The sequence below is a fragment of the Lachnospiraceae bacterium JLR.KK002 genome, from assembly GCA_036941025.1.
Taxonomy (GTDB): domain Bacteria; phylum Bacillota; class Clostridia; order Lachnospirales; family Lachnospiraceae; genus Petralouisia.
Genome location: JAYMNP010000001.1, coordinates 3,943,461 through 3,957,787, shown reverse-complemented (window position 1 = coordinate 3,957,787; position 14,327 = coordinate 3,943,461). Strand labels below are relative to the sequence as shown.

Below are 14,327 nucleotides of genomic sequence, written 5' to 3'. Positions count from 1 at the left end.
TCATTATTACCGCGCAAAAAGTTTGCTTATTCGCCCGAAATTCGTGTAATTTGATTTTCGATTCGTGCAAAATGGGCTTGCAAAGCTGGCGAATAAGCGTTAAAATAGCAATTACACGAATGCAGGTCACATTACGTAGTATCCTTTAGAAAAACCGTATTTTTGAAACGAAACAACACTGAATAACACCAGCCAGTACAGATAGTATTATCCCGTCATTTGGTTTTTCATTATAACACATAAGTCAAAAAAAGTACAGACCAAAATCGAACTTTTGTTCTGTACTTTTTTCATGCAATTTGATTATGCCAGTATCTTAGTTTCATGCAAGAAACTCACTGATTTGTTCTATATAATTATCTCCTGAAAAATCTGTACCGTTTTCACATTCTTCCTTCGGGATTACTTCATTAATAAACGGCTGGAGATCGTCTAAGCAGTCCTCGATGATTTCGGCATCCTCTATACTTTGAATGGAATTTATGACAGCCTCATATAACGGTAGTAAAGGTGTAGTTTTTGGTAATGTATATAAAACTTACTAAACCTTTAAAATTCATTCTCATGAGCTATTCCTCCTGGCTCAATATGATTAAAAATCAAATATTTATCAAGTTCTTAACCAGAATCTTTACCAATCCCCTTTAAGATATTTTTCTATTTCCCGAGCAAACTCCGAAATATACTCTTTATCCTGTTTTACTCGAAATATCTCATATTCCTTCTCTGCTTTTTTCATAGCGGTTTCATGTGATATTTTCCCTTTTCCATCCAACACTTCCCGCCGATTATTTATCAAAAACTGATTTGTCTGCTCCACCCAATCCTGCATACTCATTAAAATCTCATCTTCTGCCATCAGTTCAGCATAATCAATGAACATGGACCAGCCTGTTTAAACGGGACAATTCCTTTTCATTTAAGTAATTTTGGGCAATACCTATATCCCGCTTTAGCACTTTTCCATCTGGTGCGTCCTTCCATGTTGTCAACCCCATAGCTGGCTTTTCTGAATCCGCACGCTCATATATTAATTCAGCCGCTGTCTTTCCAGTAACTGCAAAATGAAGTTTATTCTGAACAAAGGCATAGAAATTCTTTGTAATTTCACTGTTTTTATCATAATCATAGCTACATTGTTCAAATATATCCGTGATTTTCTGACAGGCTCTACGCTCACTTGCCCTGATTTCCCGGATGCGTTCTAATAATTCATCAAAATAATCTTTTCCAAAGGGTTTTCCATTTTTTAACATATCATCATTTAACAGAAACCCCTTATTAATATACTCTTTTAATGTTTTCGTTGCCCACTGTCGAAACCTGGTGGCCTTTTTTGAATTTACACGATATCCTACAGCAATAATCGCATCTAAATTAAAGCATTTTACTTTTCGGCTAACATTTCTTCCGCCTTCATTTTGAACTACCGAGAAAAACTCGGCAGTTGCCTCTGCATCCAACTCTTCTTCTTTATAAATATTTTTCAAATGCAATGAAATATTATCTGCTGTGCAATCAAATAATTCTGCCATTGCTCTTTGCGTCATCCAAAATGTTTCTTCTTTAAAAATGACATTCACATAAACATTTGTATCCTCTAACTGATATAATATAATCTCATGCTCCTGCATAGATACCCACCTCTTCAAATTATAACATATTCTTCCATAAAAAAAAATAAGTGCAGAAGGTAAAGCACTATTGATATGCCTTATCTCTTACACTTATATGGTACTAAAATCCCTCCAAACTCTAAAACAGGTCTGGAGAGTGTCTGTTAAGTCTTTTCGGGCATAGCAATACCGCCCACCATAACACCGTTTTTTTATGGTGGGCGTTTGCCTTTAAGCCTTATGAAATAAAAGAGCCAACAAACTGCGAAATGATATTCACTCGTTCATCGGCTCTGCGTCTTAAGCGTCTGGCTCTGTGATGACTGTTATTTGTAAATTTTTTGCTTCAATCAATGTTTCCTGCTTGCATTTCGGACAGTAGAGTGGGTAGTTTTTTAAAACGGTATCTTCCCTAATTCTGTCACGGGTCTTATTTCCGCAAAGAGGGCAATGCACCCAGTCTGTAATAGCATCCTGCTTACTCATAATCGACACCTGCCCGCAATTCCTTCTCTAAAAACTGTCTTATATATGGGTTGTTTTCCTCACTCAATGTAGGTTGAAACGCCATGTAACGGCATTTCTGATACTGCTCACCATCCAATACAAAAGTATATCCCATTACACATTTCGGATTACAGTCATCGGGATTGATAAGCCGTTTACAGACAGACGCTTTCTTGATTTCTTTTTTTATCTTTTCGGGAAATGTGTCAAGAAAGCTCTGGTACTTCTGTATATGTTCGGAATAAATACGGAGCTTCATTCCCGTTTTTCGGGATACGAATGTTGCCAAAGTCCTTTTATTGCTGTTTAGCACATAAGACACGACGTAGCCGCTTTTTTGGGATTTAATATCGCACTTACAGCCGTTTTCTATCAGATACTCGTTAATTTGATTTACAAAACTACGAAAACGCCCGTCAACTGTTTCCGTAAACATATTAAATTTCTCGTCCATAAGCCCCTCCGTTATCCCTTTTTTGATACGGGTATCCATACCTCATACTGTGCGTTCTGTGGGTCTGGATTTAAGTAAACCTCAATATCGGGGGCGTTGGCATACTCATATCCAGAGGTCGGAAGCCACTCGGTTATAATACGCTGCTCCAATTCCTGTATGGACTGGTTTGTACCTGTTCCAGAAAAGATTGCCCAAGCAGACGCAGGCACGGTATATTCTTCAAACTCATCGCTTGCTTTTGTACTGGAAACGGCAATAAAATATTTCCATTGTTCTTCATCATTGCAGGCGCTCACACCCAAAAGTCCCATTGGCGGCGTATCCATTATTCCTGCCAATTTCTGTATTGTTCCATTTTCGGCGGCGTCCTGCCACATCTTAGGCACAGTCATAAAGTTATTTTCAATTTCCTTGTCAAGCGGTGCAGATACGCCAATAATGCGGAAGGCTTCTTTTGTTTCAATTCTATAATTCATTTCTGTTGCTCCTTTTATAGCAACTCTAAACACAATGGGGGAAAAAGATTTCACAGATACTCCCGCAGTCTTAACGAATGAAGGGGCTATCCCATGAAAAGACTGGAACGCCCTGTTAAATGCAGTCGGAGAACGGTAGCCGTACTTCTGTGCAATATCAATAATCTTTGCATTCCCACCTTGCAAGTCCACCGCCGCTAACGACATTTTTCTTCTTCGGATATACTCTGCCAGAGTGACACCCGCCATATAAGTAAACATTCTCTGATAATGATAGGTAGAGCAGCAGGCAATCCGCCCAAGTTGTTCATAATCAATTTCGCACGTCAAATGTTCTTCAATATAATTCATGCTTTGGTTTAATCTTTCAACCCATTCCATGAGATACCTCCTTCATACATATTGTGCTTATGAATATAAATTCGCCTTTGTTATTATAATGCTTATTCTTATATTTTTCCTCTCTATACTTGCACAAAAAAAGAGAGGTAATTATTTTAGTAATTGATATTCGCTTTTCTTGCTTGGCTACATAAATCACGGGTAGATAAAGTATAGCTTTTTCCGTCTTTGATAAAATGTGTCCCACACTGCCGAAACTCAAAATGTACTTTGCGGGCGACACATTGCTCCCGTATGGAAAGCACCCACGTATAGTCAAGTGGTCTGGCATTTCTGTCTGATTCACCGCCAACTACAACTAATTCAACATTATCAAGATAGTCTGTAAGGTTTATTTCCTCAATCAACGGCTGGCAGATAATATTTTTATGTTTAACAGGCAATTTATTGAAAATGGAAAGCCTGTAATCAGCCCTGTCTTGATTTTCTACCGTACAACCAACCGTAACATTATCATATCCATCGTTCCAGTCCATTGGAATACAATCCATGAAACGTTCAATACGCTTTGTTAGAAAAAGAAAGTGCAGGTCTGAACGCTCCCGTATCATCTGCCAACATTCAGAACGCCATTCATCGGCATCCCCAATCAGAAAATCCGTAGAAAAGCAGAGATATACGGTCTGCCCAGATTTAATTTTGTATGCTCCCGATTTATTTTTAGCGATAGGGGCGTAAAAATTATCCGTCTTTGCAATATTGTTTGTATCAATCCTGCGCTTGAAATCGCCCTTATGAATATAACAATACCTACACCCTTCACTATGTTTGTGGCAGCCACGCCACGGATTCCACATTGCCATGTTTATAACCTCTCATTCCCGCTGACAGGACAGCGTCATCAGATTTGAATAGCCATAAAAATCTACCGCACTTTGTGTTTCGATTTTTCTTACCGCATAGCGTATTGCCGCTCTTTTTCGACTACTCTTTGTTCTCTATTTTGGATTTTCACTTGTTTATGCTGAAACTTTAACACTCACTTAGGATTTCTTCTTTCTTCTATCAATAGGCTTCTCGGCAATTATCGGTATAAGCCAGACACGGTTGATGTTCATTGCTCCTTCAATACGATTTTCTTTGCATAGCCGCTGCACCCACCTAAGCGATACGTTCCATTTTTCTGCGGCTTCTTGTGCTGTCATATATTCAAACATTTTTGACCTCCTATTGCGTACTGTATATAGTATAGCCGCTTGAACGAACTATATCAAGTGCAGAAATATGAGCTTTTTAAAAACTCCCCGAAAAGAAAAACGACAGAGATTTTACCCTCTGCCGCCATATCGCCTATGCGAAAATGATTTCCTCGTTCACAATCCCCCTCGCACAAGCCCTTATGTTATTGAGTCGTCCAATCCATTCTAAGGCGTTTTCTTCCTTTAGGCGTTCCGTTATGCCCTGCGCCTGTTTCATGCCCTCTATGAGCCTTTCAAAGCGTTCCTGCGCCTGCCTGTCGATGTCGGCAAGGTAAGCGTTCAACCTGCCGCTTGTAAGAAGATTGGTGTATGTAACCTTGCGGCACTGCTTCAGATAATCCAGATGCCGTTGCCCCCATATGCCTATCGGCTGTTCTTCCTCGGCGGATAAGGCTATACATGGAATTAAATAGTCACCTTGTCTTTCATATTTGCCATCCATTTCCTCAAATAATGATTTTGCCATTTTCTATTTCCTCCAAATAAGATATTCACTCCACATTATTGTGTCTGTTGTCTTAAACACAATTAATAGTTTTCTCCTTATCTGGTTTCACTTATGTCTGAAGCCCCATATACTCCTTCCAACTATCTGCTCTATGGTAAATCACCTCTGCTGCAGTTTCCTCATGAATCGCCCGGTGAAATTGGCAAAATAATCCTTTGTTAAAACCGTCCAAAGTTTTGAGTCATTCATTATCCATTGCAAATCCCTTACTGGTAAAAAGGATGGAGTAACACATTTCAATACTAAGCAAGGGTTATTATAACAAAAAATTTTATAAAACATATCTGAATAATACGGAAATTCACTGAAAAAGAACCGGATACCCGGAGAAGAAAAGATTCAGTCAAAAATCAGAAAGCCGCAGCTCCATTCCTGTGCAGCCTTAGAAATATAATGTGTTTACTCATCCAGAGACATATTTTCCGGACGAATGTGAAGATAGGCACATATCCGAAGGAATTCATCCGCCCCCAGAACTTCACCCGTTCCCACATAAAATTTCTCTGCAGGAATTCCCAGCACATTTGCAACAATCTCCTCTGAAATGCGTTTTTCCCTCATCTGCTCTGCCAACCACTTCTTCGCCTGTTCCCCCATACTGCCCCTCCCTTTTTTTATCTATTATATTCTCTTTTAAAAAGAATTTCAATCATTCATTTACTTGGTTTCAGAGAATTATTTCTAATTTATTGACGGGGATTTTCGGGTAGTCTATGATTAGAAAAGAGGTGAGAGCATGAAAAATCCGAATATTTCCAAAGTTTTAAAGGCATATCGCAAACTAAACAATTTTTCCGTTAATGATTTGGTAATAAGGCTGGAAGACCATAATCTGCCTGTTGCCCCGAAAACGATTTATGGATGGGAAAGCGGCCAGACGCAGCCGGATGCGGATACGCTGCTGATCCTCTGTAAAATATATAATATTGATAACATTCTTGGTACTTTTGGCTATAATGATTCCATGGATAATATGTTTCTTTCCGAAGAAGAACGCACATTAATTCTGCGGTATCGTGACTGTCCGGAAATGCAACACGCAGTAAAAAAGTTATTGGAAATGCCTTAAAACAAAAATCAGCCTTTACAGAGAAAAGGCTGATTTTTGTTTCCGTACAGATATGCTCCGTCAAAACATCCGGTCTCTCAGGAATGAGAGCCGGAACGTGTTTTGGAGGCTTTCTGACGCTTCTGTTCAAGATTCTGATAAAATTTTGCCTGCTCAACAATCAACTCCTGCCGCTCCTGTGGCAGAGAACGGTACAGGTGTATCAATGCTCCTTCCGCAGGACTTAAGGAAGAAGGCGACGGCTTCTTTTCACTGCTGAGACCCAGAAGATAATCCGTGGATACATTAAAATACTGCGCAAAACGAACCAGCGTTGCAAAATCCGGTTCCCGATTATTGTTGACATATCCATTTACAGTGGACGATGCGATATGAAGATCCAGAGACAACTGCTTTTGTGTCAGATTTCTTTCCTCAATCAGATTTTCCAGGCGAATATAGAAATCCATAAGGGCACCCCCATTCAGATAAATTGAAGTATCTTTATCTTAATAGAACACCACTTTACAACTTTTCCATAAAAAAAATGTCATACAGGACTTTCTGATGTATAATAAGTTTGCAAACAAAAAAATACGAAAGAAAGTGATCCTGTACGACAGACTTATTATACAACGAAAAAACTATAATTGGTAGACTTTATCATTATTTTTACATTTATTTTGAGGCTTGTTCCATTCCTACAGCCGAGACATTGGTCCTGCTCCTGCTGTCCATACTGACACTGGAGTCAGCGGATTCCATCCGTTTCCTTTACAGACATTTCCTGTCAAAGCTAACAGATAAATCCCTGAATGCCTTTTACTATGCCTGCTCCTATGCCAAAGTGGATTATTCCAGGTTTATGAATGCAACAGCATCTATGGCATTGAAACTAATCCCGAAATCCTTAGAGACGCAGCCCGTTTTTTTATGCATGGATGATACCATTGTTCCCAAATATGGAAAGAAATTTGAGGATGTCTCAAAACTCTTTGACCATTCCGCGCACAACGGCAGCGGCTACCTGAATGGGCACTGCTTTGTAAGTGTCATGCTCTGTGTGCCAATGTGGGATAAAGGCAAGATTGTTTACCAGGCGTTTCCGCTTTCCTACCGTATGTGGCAGAAAGAAGAGTCAAAATTAAAGCTGGCTGCTTCCATGGTACGCCAGGCCATGCCTGAATTACAGGAAAAGGCGAATGTCATTATCCTATGCGACAGCTGGTATACAAAAGGGGATCTGGTTTCTGTCGTGGATGAATACCCAAACCTTGGCCTAATCGGAAATGCAAGGTATGACTCTGTCCTTTATGACCTTGCCCCGCAGCCGACCGGAAAAAGGGGCAGGCCTGCAAAACATGGGAAACGTCTTTCGGCGGAAAAAGATTTTACACTTTCGGATGAAAAAATAGGCGGTTATTATATTGGGATGCGCCGTGTCCTTACAAATATTTTCGGCACAAGGGAAGTTTTTGCCTATGTGACAGCCACAGAGAAGGAAGGCGGTTCCAGGCGCCTGTTCTTCAGTACGGTTTTCCCCACACAGCTGCAGATTTTTTGTGCATGGCAGGAAAAGACCCCCCTGAACCAGACGGGGAGTGCATGGATGGATTACATCCCCTTGTTCCTGTACTCATTCAGATGGAAGATAGAAGTCAGCTATTACGAACAGAAAACCTTCTGGTCACTATGCAGCTATATGGTGCGCAGCCGGAAAGGGATTGAAATGCTGGTTAATCTGATCAACATAGCTTATTGTGCGATGAAACTGCTGCCATATCAGGATGAAGCATTTTCAAAGTACCGTAGGGAAAGCGCACAGGATTTCAGGTTTGTGCTCAGCGAGCGGATCAGGCAGGAGGTATTTTTTGCCACTTTCGTGAAAAAGAGCGAAAGTATAATAAAATCATCTGCCCTTATGAGAGCCTTAAAATACCTTGTTCAGCAAAAGGAGCGCTATTTATAATAGTTGTAAAGTGGTGTTAATAGAATATGCCCCGGTGAAAAAAGAAATACGCAGATTGTAATTTCATCCATGCAGTTTGAGTACTTTTTATTTCTTCTGAGGGAAACTCAGATCATGATTACAGTATATATGCGCCTGCTTAATCAGGTAAATCTGCTCCTGCGGTCCAAGGGACCGGTATGTATCCAGTAAATCCTCCTCATTATCATCATAAAATTTTTCAGGATTATATGGCCGGCGAATATCCGTAACGCCCAAAAGGTAATCGGTGGACACCTGAAAATAATTGGCCAGCTTAATCAGCGTCGCAAAATCCGGTTCTCTGTTTCTTCTCAGGTATCCGTTCAGGGTAGACGGTGCGATATGAAGTTCCGTAGATAATTTTTTCTGAGTAAGATTGTGCTCCTCTAACAAATTTTCCAGTCTGCTGGATAATTTCATATTATACTCATTCCTCTTTTGTAAAATAACTCTCCCGTAAAAACCATGGTACGATAGAAATATTTTACGAAAAAATATATGGAAAATAACGGAATTATTCAAATCGCGAATCTTATTCATAAACGTGAATCGCCTGCTACATCCAGCCTCCGTCCAGAGCAATCACCTGCCCTGTCAGATAAGAAGGCGCTGTGACCAGCGACATGGCAAGGCTGGCTGCCTCCTGCGGAAGTCCAAAACGCCCGGCAGGAATCTCCTCTGCAAGCTGCTGCCGCTCTTCCTCTGAAAAGCAGTGATTCATCCTGGTATCTATCACGCCGCAGGCAATGGCATTCACCGTGATACCGCTGGGAGCCAGTTCTTTGGCCAGCGCTCTGGTAAATCCATTCACGCCTCCTTTGGAAGCAGAATAAGCCACCTCACAGGAAGCCCCCACGCTGCCCCACACAGACGAAATATTCAGAATCCTGCCGGATTTTTCATGTACCATGGCAGGAATAGCATACCTGCAGCATAAAAACATGGATGTGAGGTTGGTTTGGAGCACCCGGTTCCATTCCTCCAGGCTCATATCAGACAACAGACCCACATGGGAAATGCCCGCATTATTAATTAAAATATCCGTCCTGCCGAACATTTGCTGAATCTCCTCAAAAGCCTGTTCCACAAACTTCTCATCACTCACGTCCCCCACCAGCGGCAGACAGGGCACCTGAAAGGTATCCGAAAGGTGCCTGGCAAATACATGCAGTTCTTCCCCGGAAGATTTACAGTTAAGAGCAAGAGAGTATCCTCCGCGGGCAAATTCCTCTGCAATGGCCCGGCCTATGCCACGGGAAGCGCCGGTAATAAAAACAGTTTTTGATTTCATAAAAATTCCTTTCCTCCGTAACCGGTTTTTTATCGTTCCGAAATGATATCTGTTCCGGATTCAGTATAGCATCTTCCGGAATCCCCGGCCATATACACAGAATAATTTTTCATACTATCCAGTGGAAAATGTCAGGAATTCCCATAGATTTGTTGTATTCAGAATTCAGGTATGGTATAATTATAACACTTAAAAATAAACGGAAAAGGGGTTGGACACCATGCGTATAACAATCAGCGGAAAAAATATCGATATCACAGACGGGCTGCGAAAAGCGATAGAAGAAAAATTAGCGAAACTGGAGCGTTATTTCACACCGGAGACAGACATCATCGTAACTCTGAGTGTGGAAAAAGAGCGGCAGAAAATCGAGGTTACCATTCCGGTAAAAGGAAATATCATCCGCTCCGAACAGGTAAGCAATGATATGTATGTATCCATAGATCTGGTGGAAGAAGTCATTGAAAGACAGTTGAAGAAATACAAGAACAAGATTATTGACCAGCAGCAGGCAGCAGGCAACTTCCAGCAGGAATTTATCGAAAAGGAAGTAGAGGACGACGAGGAAGTAAAGATTATCCGTACCAAACGGTTTGGCATGAAGCCCATGTATCCGGAAGACGCCTGCGTTCAGATGGAACTTCTGGGACATAATTTCTTCGTATTCCAGAATGCGGAAACAGAAGAAGTAAATGTAGTGTATAAACGCAAAGGGAGCACCTACGGCCTGATTGAACCGGAATTTTAGGTTTCCCGGCACTTCATAATTTTATACGGACGGCAGGCCTGTCCCTGGACAGGCTGTCATCATGTATCTTTCCAAAAACAGTTAAAAATGGCGTTCGGACAGCTATTTTTTAACTGTTTTTTCTTCTCATGATGCGCAGAGTCTTCTGCACTCCATTTCGGAAAAAAGTGCCCGGTTCCGGAAAAAAGTGCCGAAATGGGTGGAAGTTCTTGTCACGAAGAATAAAATAGTATAAGATAGCCACAGAATATTGAATTCAGGGAGGTTTCCAAATGAATATTGTAGTATTGGCAGGAGGTTTGAGCACCGAGCGGGACGTATCCTTTGTAACAGGGAAAAATGTAGCGGACGCCTTAAGGCGGAACGACCACAGAGTTATTTTACTGGACGTCTTTATGGGATACGGAGACGAACCCGAAAATTTGACAGACATTTTTGACCGCTCCGAAGAAATCAGCGCCACCGTTACGGGCATATCTGCAGAAACGCCGGATCTCGAAGCGGTGAAAAAGAGCAGGAAAGACCAGAGCAGCAGCTTTTTCGGCCCCAATGTCATTGAGCTGTGCCGAATGGCAGATATTGTGTTTATGGCTCTCCACGGAGAAAACGGAGAAGACGGCAGAATTCAGGCGGCTTTTGATTTATATGGCATCAAATACACCGGCACCGGATATTTAAGCAGCGCACTGGCCATGGATAAAGAACTGTCCAAGCGCCTGTTCCTCACCAACCATATTCCCACACCTGCAGGAATTTCCATGAACAGGGACAACTGTCTCCGGGATTTCAGACAGACCGGGCTGAAACTGCCCTGTGTGGTAAAACCCTGCTGTGGCGGCTCCAGTATCGGCGTGTCCATTGTCCGCACAGAAGAAGATTACCGGAAAGCGCTGGAAGCAGCATTCCGCTGGGAAGAAAAAATTATTATTGAGGACTATATAAAAGGACGGGAATTTTCCGTCGGAATTATAGATTTTAAAGCATTGCCGGTCATTGAAATTGCTCCGCTGGAAGGTTTTTACGATTATAAAAACAAGTACGCAGCCGGAAGCACAGTGGAGACCTGCCCTGCAGAACTGCCTCCGCATATTACAGCCTCCATGCAGGACTATGCAGAACAGGTGGCCAGAGTTCTGAATCTGGAAACTTACGCCCGTATGGACTTTCTGCTGGATGAACAGGAACATATTTACTGTCTTGAGGCAAATACCCTTCCCGGCATGACATCAGTAAGCCTGCTTCCCCAGGAAGCCCAGGCAGCGGGTATGGATTTTGACGCACTCTGCGAGAAGATTATTCAGATTTCCATGGAAAAATATCAATAAACGGAGGAAGTTATGAAACATTTGACGTTAGCGCGTATTGCAGAATCATGTAACGGCATTTATATGGGCCCGGAATCAGAAAAAGATACGGTAATCCGGGGTGTGGTTACAGACAGCCGGCAGGTGGAAGCAGGATTTCTTTTTATCCCCATCAAAGGCGCACGGGTGGACGGCCACGATTTCATTCCGGATGTGCTGGAACAGGGCGCTGCCGCTGTTCTCTCGGAAAAAAGGCTCGAAAATTGTAAGAAACCCTACATATTAATGGGGTCAGGGGAACAGGCGCTGAAAGACATTGCAAAATTTCACCGCAGCAATCTTAACATTCCCATTATCGGTGTCACCGGAAGCGTAGGAAAAACCAGCACCAAAGAAATGATTGCCTCTGTGCTCTCAGAAAAATACAGCGTACTGAAAACAGCCGGAAATTATAACAATGAAATCGGCCTGCCCCTCACACTGCTGCGCATTCAGGAAGAACATCAGGCAGCCGTTGTGGAAATGGGAATTTCCGATTTCGGCGAAATGCACCGGCTGGCAGAAATAGCCCGCCCAAATCTCTGCGTTATCACAAACATCGGTATCTGCCATCTGGAAAACCTCAAAACCAGAGACGGTATTCTGAAAGCCAAAAGTGAAATATTTGATTTTCTGAAACCGGAAGGAACTATTATACTGAACGGAGAAGACGACAAACTGTCCACCCTGAAAGAAATCAGAGGCGTTCGTCCTGTCTTTTATGGATTTGGGGAAAATCAGACCGTACAGCAGGATATTTACGCAGACAATATCAGAAACCTGGGATTAAAAGGAGTGGAAACGGTCATTCACACACCCTGCGGCACCATGGATGTACACATTCCCATTCCGGGACAGCACAATATATTCAATGCCATGGCAGCCACGGCCGCCGGACTGGCCCTTCATATGAGCCTGGAAGAAATCAGGGCAGGAATCGAAGCTGTGGAAACCATTGGGGGCCGCTCAAACCTGATTGAGACAGGCGGCCTTATCATCATAGACGACTGTTATAATGCCAATCCCGTGTCCATGAGAGCTTCTCTGGATGTGCTGAGCAACGGACTTGCCAGAACCGTAGCCGTATTGGGTGATATGGGTGAACTGGGTGAAAATGAGAAACAGCTTCATTATGAAGTGGGGGCTTACGCCGCAGAAAAACAGATTGACACCATCTTCTGCGCCGGCCCTCTTTCCAGTGAAACTGCCAGAGGCGCCTGCGATACCAACGACTGGTGCGAAGTCTTCCACTTTGATTCCAGAGATGAAATGCAGTCTCATCTTCTGGAATACCTGCAGGAAGGAGATACCGTTCTTGTAAAAGCCTCCCACTTTATGGATTATCCCAAAGTTGTGGAAGCCCTTCGGGCACATTTCAAATAATCATTTTATGCTGCAGGAACCCCATAAGAACTTCCTACAGCATATCCTGATGCTTTTTCAGCATTTCTTCAATTTTGGAACGGGTATAGGCTCCGGAGAACTTCCGCTGCTCCTTATCCAGTTCTTTGAGCAGAATGGGCTCTCCGTATTCCACAATTACATGACATTTCCGGATAAAAGGCATATGGCTTTCAAAGATGTTATGGGTATTGGAAATGGCAACGGGAATCACAGGACATCCTGTTTTTTCAGCCATTTTCAGACTTCCCTCTTTAAAAGGCATCATGCCTTCTTCCGGATTGGGATTTCTCGTGCCCTCCGGGAAAATACAGATGGAAATCCCATGCTTAATATGGTCAATCCCTGTCAGAACCATTTTCAGCCCTTCCCGCATATCCTCCCGGTCCAGAAACAGACAGTATAACCGTTTCATCCAGGTGGAAAGCAACGGATAGCGCTCCATTTTATCTTTGGCAATATAGCCGGTCAGGCCGGGACATCTGGAATAAGTAATCACAATATCAAAGTAACTGAGATGATTCGGGATATAAAGCACAGGCTGATCTTTCGGCACATGTTCTTCCCCGATTACCGTAATATCCGTCCCCGCCAGGAACAGCACCACCCGAAAGGCCCACTGAACAATCCGCAGACTGCTGATATCCGCAGCATAAGGATTGAATTTCTTCAGAATCTGTTCCACAATCAGAACCGGAATGGAAAGAATCAGGAAAGTAATCAAAAAAAACGCCACCAAAATTATTCGTATCATAGTATTCTACCTTTTCCTTATCAATGATTCACTTTCTATATTATACAGAGTGAAAACGGGAAATACAATCATAAATAACAGAATTTTTTCATAAAATTCAGGAAGAATGTATAAAAATGAAGGAACGTCTTATGAAAAAAATCTATCGGAGCCTGTTCATCCGGGGACTACTTCTCCTGCTGCTGACCAGCCTGCCTGTTCTGCCCGGCTGCGGACTGGAAGAAACAGACACGGAAAAGCTGAAGGACCTGTCCTACGAAATACTGGAAGAAAAAGACATTCCGGAGGAATTTCTGTCAGTCATTGAAGAAAAAAAAGAAAGCATATTCAAGCTGACCTACACGGATAAAGAATATCTGTACATTGCCGCAGGATACGGAGTACAGGAAACCGGCGGTTACAGCATCTCTGTCAATGACTGCTATCTGACCAGAAATGCCATTTACTTTGACACCACTTTAATCGGTCCTTCCAAAGGAGAAAAAATCAATCAGGTAAAATCTTATCCCTATATTGTAATTCAGACAAAATATCTGGAAAAAAGCGTGGTATTCGAGTGATACCACGCTTTTTATTAATTTCCTGTA

The 14,327-nt window shown here is 42.3% G+C and carries 17 protein-coding genes and 1 pseudogene; 6 read left to right on the top strand and 12 right to left on the bottom strand.

Going from position 1 to position 14,327, the window contains the following annotated elements:
* Positions 1 to 631: 631 nt before the first annotated feature.
* From VSQ32_19275 to VSQ32_19240, 8 genes and pseudogenes are all read right to left on the bottom strand, one after another.
* Positions 632 to 1,634: pseudogene (locus VSQ32_19275) on the bottom strand (virulence RhuM family protein).
* Between the two features lie 282 nt (positions 1,635 to 1,916).
* Positions 1,917 to 2,102 (bottom strand): cysteine-rich KTR domain-containing protein, encoded by a 186-nt coding sequence (locus tag VSQ32_19270; protein MEH2944920.1) that lies wholly within the window; start codon positions 2,100 to 2,102, stop codon positions 1,917 to 1,919.
* A complete protein-coding gene (locus VSQ32_19265; protein ID MEH2944919.1) occupies positions 2,095 to 2,577 on the bottom strand; it encodes a hypothetical protein in 483 nt (160 codons plus the stop codon). The genes VSQ32_19270 and VSQ32_19265 overlap by 8 nt, the downstream gene beginning before the upstream one ends.
* Positions 2,578 to 2,588: 11 nt before the next feature.
* Positions 2,589 to 3,437: an AraC family transcriptional regulator gene (locus VSQ32_19260; GenBank protein ID MEH2944918.1), complete on the bottom strand. Its 849-nt coding sequence runs from the start codon at positions 3,435 to 3,437 to the stop codon at positions 2,589 to 2,591.
* A gap of 116 nt (positions 3,438 to 3,553) precedes the next feature.
* Positions 3,554 to 4,261, bottom strand: a complete 708-nt coding sequence (locus VSQ32_19255) for a DUF5131 family protein (GenBank protein MEH2944917.1) — start codon at positions 4,259 to 4,261, stop codon at positions 3,554 to 3,556.
* Positions 4,262 to 4,441: 180 nt separating this feature from the next.
* Positions 4,442 to 4,615: a helix-turn-helix domain-containing protein gene (locus VSQ32_19250; protein MEH2944916.1), complete on the bottom strand. Its 174-nt coding sequence runs from the start codon at positions 4,613 to 4,615 to the stop codon at positions 4,442 to 4,444.
* A gap of 133 nt (positions 4,616 to 4,748) precedes the next feature.
* Positions 4,749 to 5,123 carry a TnpV protein gene (locus VSQ32_19245; protein ID MEH2944915.1) on the bottom strand — a complete coding sequence of 125 codons (375 nt, stop codon included), beginning with the start codon at positions 5,121 to 5,123 and terminating at the stop codon, positions 4,749 to 4,751.
* 441 nt (positions 5,124 to 5,564) lie between these two features.
* On the bottom strand, positions 5,565 to 5,762 hold the full coding sequence (locus VSQ32_19240; GenBank protein ID MEH2944914.1) for a hypothetical protein: 198 nt from the start codon (positions 5,760 to 5,762) through the stop codon (positions 5,565 to 5,567).
* Positions 5,763 to 5,901: 139 nt separating this feature from the next.
* On the opposite strand from VSQ32_19240, the gene VSQ32_19235 reads away from it, so the two are divergent.
* Positions 5,902 to 6,234: an XRE family transcriptional regulator gene (locus tag VSQ32_19235; GenBank protein MEH2944913.1), complete on the top strand. Its 333-nt coding sequence runs from the start codon at positions 5,902 to 5,904 to the stop codon at positions 6,232 to 6,234.
* 77 nt (positions 6,235 to 6,311) lie between these two features.
* On the opposite strand, the gene VSQ32_19230 is transcribed toward VSQ32_19235, so the two are convergent.
* On the bottom strand, positions 6,312 to 6,683 hold the full coding sequence (locus VSQ32_19230; GenBank protein ID MEH2944912.1) for a helix-turn-helix transcriptional regulator: 372 nt from the start codon (positions 6,681 to 6,683) through the stop codon (positions 6,312 to 6,314).
* A gap of 275 nt (positions 6,684 to 6,958) precedes the next feature.
* Here VSQ32_19230 and VSQ32_19225 point away from each other — a divergent pair, with 275 nt between their 5' ends.
* Positions 6,959 to 8,182: a transposase gene (locus tag VSQ32_19225; protein ID MEH2944911.1), complete on the top strand. Its 1,224-nt coding sequence runs from the start codon at positions 6,959 to 6,961 to the stop codon at positions 8,180 to 8,182.
* An 87-nt stretch (positions 8,183 to 8,269) separates the two neighbouring features.
* Here VSQ32_19225 and VSQ32_19220 read toward each other — a convergent pair whose 3' ends face one another.
* Both VSQ32_19220 and fabG read right to left on the bottom strand, forming a co-directional pair.
* Positions 8,270 to 8,623, bottom strand: a complete 354-nt coding sequence (locus VSQ32_19220) for a helix-turn-helix transcriptional regulator (GenBank protein MEH2944910.1) — start codon at positions 8,621 to 8,623, stop codon at positions 8,270 to 8,272.
* A 136-nt stretch (positions 8,624 to 8,759) separates the two neighbouring features.
* Positions 8,760 to 9,494, bottom strand: a complete 735-nt coding sequence (gene fabG / locus VSQ32_19215; protein ID MEH2944909.1) for a 3-oxoacyl-ACP reductase FabG — start codon at positions 9,492 to 9,494, stop codon at positions 8,760 to 8,762.
* 220 nt (positions 9,495 to 9,714) lie between these two features.
* Here fabG and raiA point away from each other — a divergent pair, with 220 nt between their 5' ends.
* From raiA to murF, 3 genes are all read left to right on the top strand, one after another.
* The gene (gene raiA / locus VSQ32_19210) at positions 9,715 to 10,242 is read left to right on the top strand and encodes a ribosome-associated translation inhibitor RaiA (GenBank protein ID MEH2944908.1); all 528 of its coding nucleotides are present in this window, start codon (positions 9,715 to 9,717) and stop codon (positions 10,240 to 10,242) included.
* Between the two features lie 272 nt (positions 10,243 to 10,514).
* Positions 10,515 to 11,567: a D-alanine--D-alanine ligase gene (locus tag VSQ32_19205; GenBank protein MEH2944907.1), complete on the top strand. Its 1,053-nt coding sequence runs from the start codon at positions 10,515 to 10,517 to the stop codon at positions 11,565 to 11,567.
* 12 nt (positions 11,568 to 11,579) lie between these two features.
* Complete coding sequence (murF, locus tag VSQ32_19200) at positions 11,580 to 12,968, top strand: UDP-N-acetylmuramoyl-tripeptide--D-alanyl-D-alanine ligase (GenBank protein ID MEH2944906.1); 1,389 nt, start codon at positions 11,580 to 11,582, stop codon at positions 12,966 to 12,968.
* Between the two features lie 34 nt (positions 12,969 to 13,002).
* On the opposite strand, the gene VSQ32_19195 is transcribed toward murF, so the two are convergent.
* On the bottom strand, positions 13,003 to 13,740 hold the full coding sequence (locus VSQ32_19195; protein ID MEH2944905.1) for a 1-acyl-sn-glycerol-3-phosphate acyltransferase: 738 nt from the start codon (positions 13,738 to 13,740) through the stop codon (positions 13,003 to 13,005).
* A gap of 131 nt (positions 13,741 to 13,871) precedes the next feature.
* Between VSQ32_19195 and VSQ32_19190 the strand changes: the two genes are divergently transcribed.
* A complete protein-coding gene (locus VSQ32_19190) occupies positions 13,872 to 14,300 on the top strand; it encodes a protease complex subunit PrcB family protein (GenBank protein MEH2944904.1) in 429 nt (142 codons plus the stop codon).
* The last annotated feature ends 27 nt before the right edge of the window (positions 14,301 to 14,327 follow it).

Coding starts and splice junctions, on each gene's coding strand:
- murF (MEH2944906.1), top strand. CDS start 11,580: ATGAAACATTTGACGTTAGCGCGTATTGCAGAATCATGTAACGGCATT.
- VSQ32_19260 (MEH2944918.1), bottom strand. CDS start 3,437: ATGGAATGGGTTGAAAGATTAAACCAAAGCATGAATTATATTGAAGAA.
- VSQ32_19255 (MEH2944917.1), bottom strand. CDS start 4,261: ATGGCAATGTGGAATCCGTGGCGTGGCTGCCACAAACATAGTGAAGGG.
- VSQ32_19250 (MEH2944916.1), bottom strand. CDS start 4,615: ATGTTTGAATATATGACAGCACAAGAAGCCGCAGAAAAATGGAACGTA.
- fabG (MEH2944909.1), bottom strand. CDS start 9,494: ATGAAATCAAAAACTGTTTTTATTACCGGCGCTTCCCGTGGCATAGGC.
- VSQ32_19195 (MEH2944905.1), bottom strand. CDS start 13,740: ATGATACGAATAATTTTGGTGGCGTTTTTTTTGATTACTTTCCTGATT.
- VSQ32_19245 (MEH2944915.1), bottom strand. CDS start 5,123: ATGGCAAAATCATTATTTGAGGAAATGGATGGCAAATATGAAAGACAA.
- VSQ32_19230 (MEH2944912.1), bottom strand. CDS start 6,683: ATGGATTTCTATATTCGCCTGGAAAATCTGATTGAGGAAAGAAATCTG.
- VSQ32_19240 (MEH2944914.1), bottom strand. CDS start 5,762: ATGGGGGAACAGGCGAAGAAGTGGTTGGCAGAGCAGATGAGGGAAAAA.
- VSQ32_19265 (MEH2944919.1), bottom strand. CDS start 2,577: ATGGACGAGAAATTTAATATGTTTACGGAAACAGTTGACGGGCGTTTT.
- VSQ32_19220 (MEH2944910.1), bottom strand. CDS start 8,623: ATGAAATTATCCAGCAGACTGGAAAATTTGTTAGAGGAGCACAATCTT.
- VSQ32_19205 (MEH2944907.1), top strand. CDS start 10,515: ATGAATATTGTAGTATTGGCAGGAGGTTTGAGCACCGAGCGGGACGTA.
- VSQ32_19270 (MEH2944920.1), bottom strand. CDS start 2,102: ATGAGTAAGCAGGATGCTATTACAGACTGGGTGCATTGCCCTCTTTGC.
- VSQ32_19190 (MEH2944904.1), top strand. CDS start 13,872: ATGAAAAAAATCTATCGGAGCCTGTTCATCCGGGGACTACTTCTCCTG.
- raiA (MEH2944908.1), top strand. CDS start 9,715: ATGCGTATAACAATCAGCGGAAAAAATATCGATATCACAGACGGGCTG.
- VSQ32_19235 (MEH2944913.1), top strand. CDS start 5,902: ATGAAAAATCCGAATATTTCCAAAGTTTTAAAGGCATATCGCAAACTA.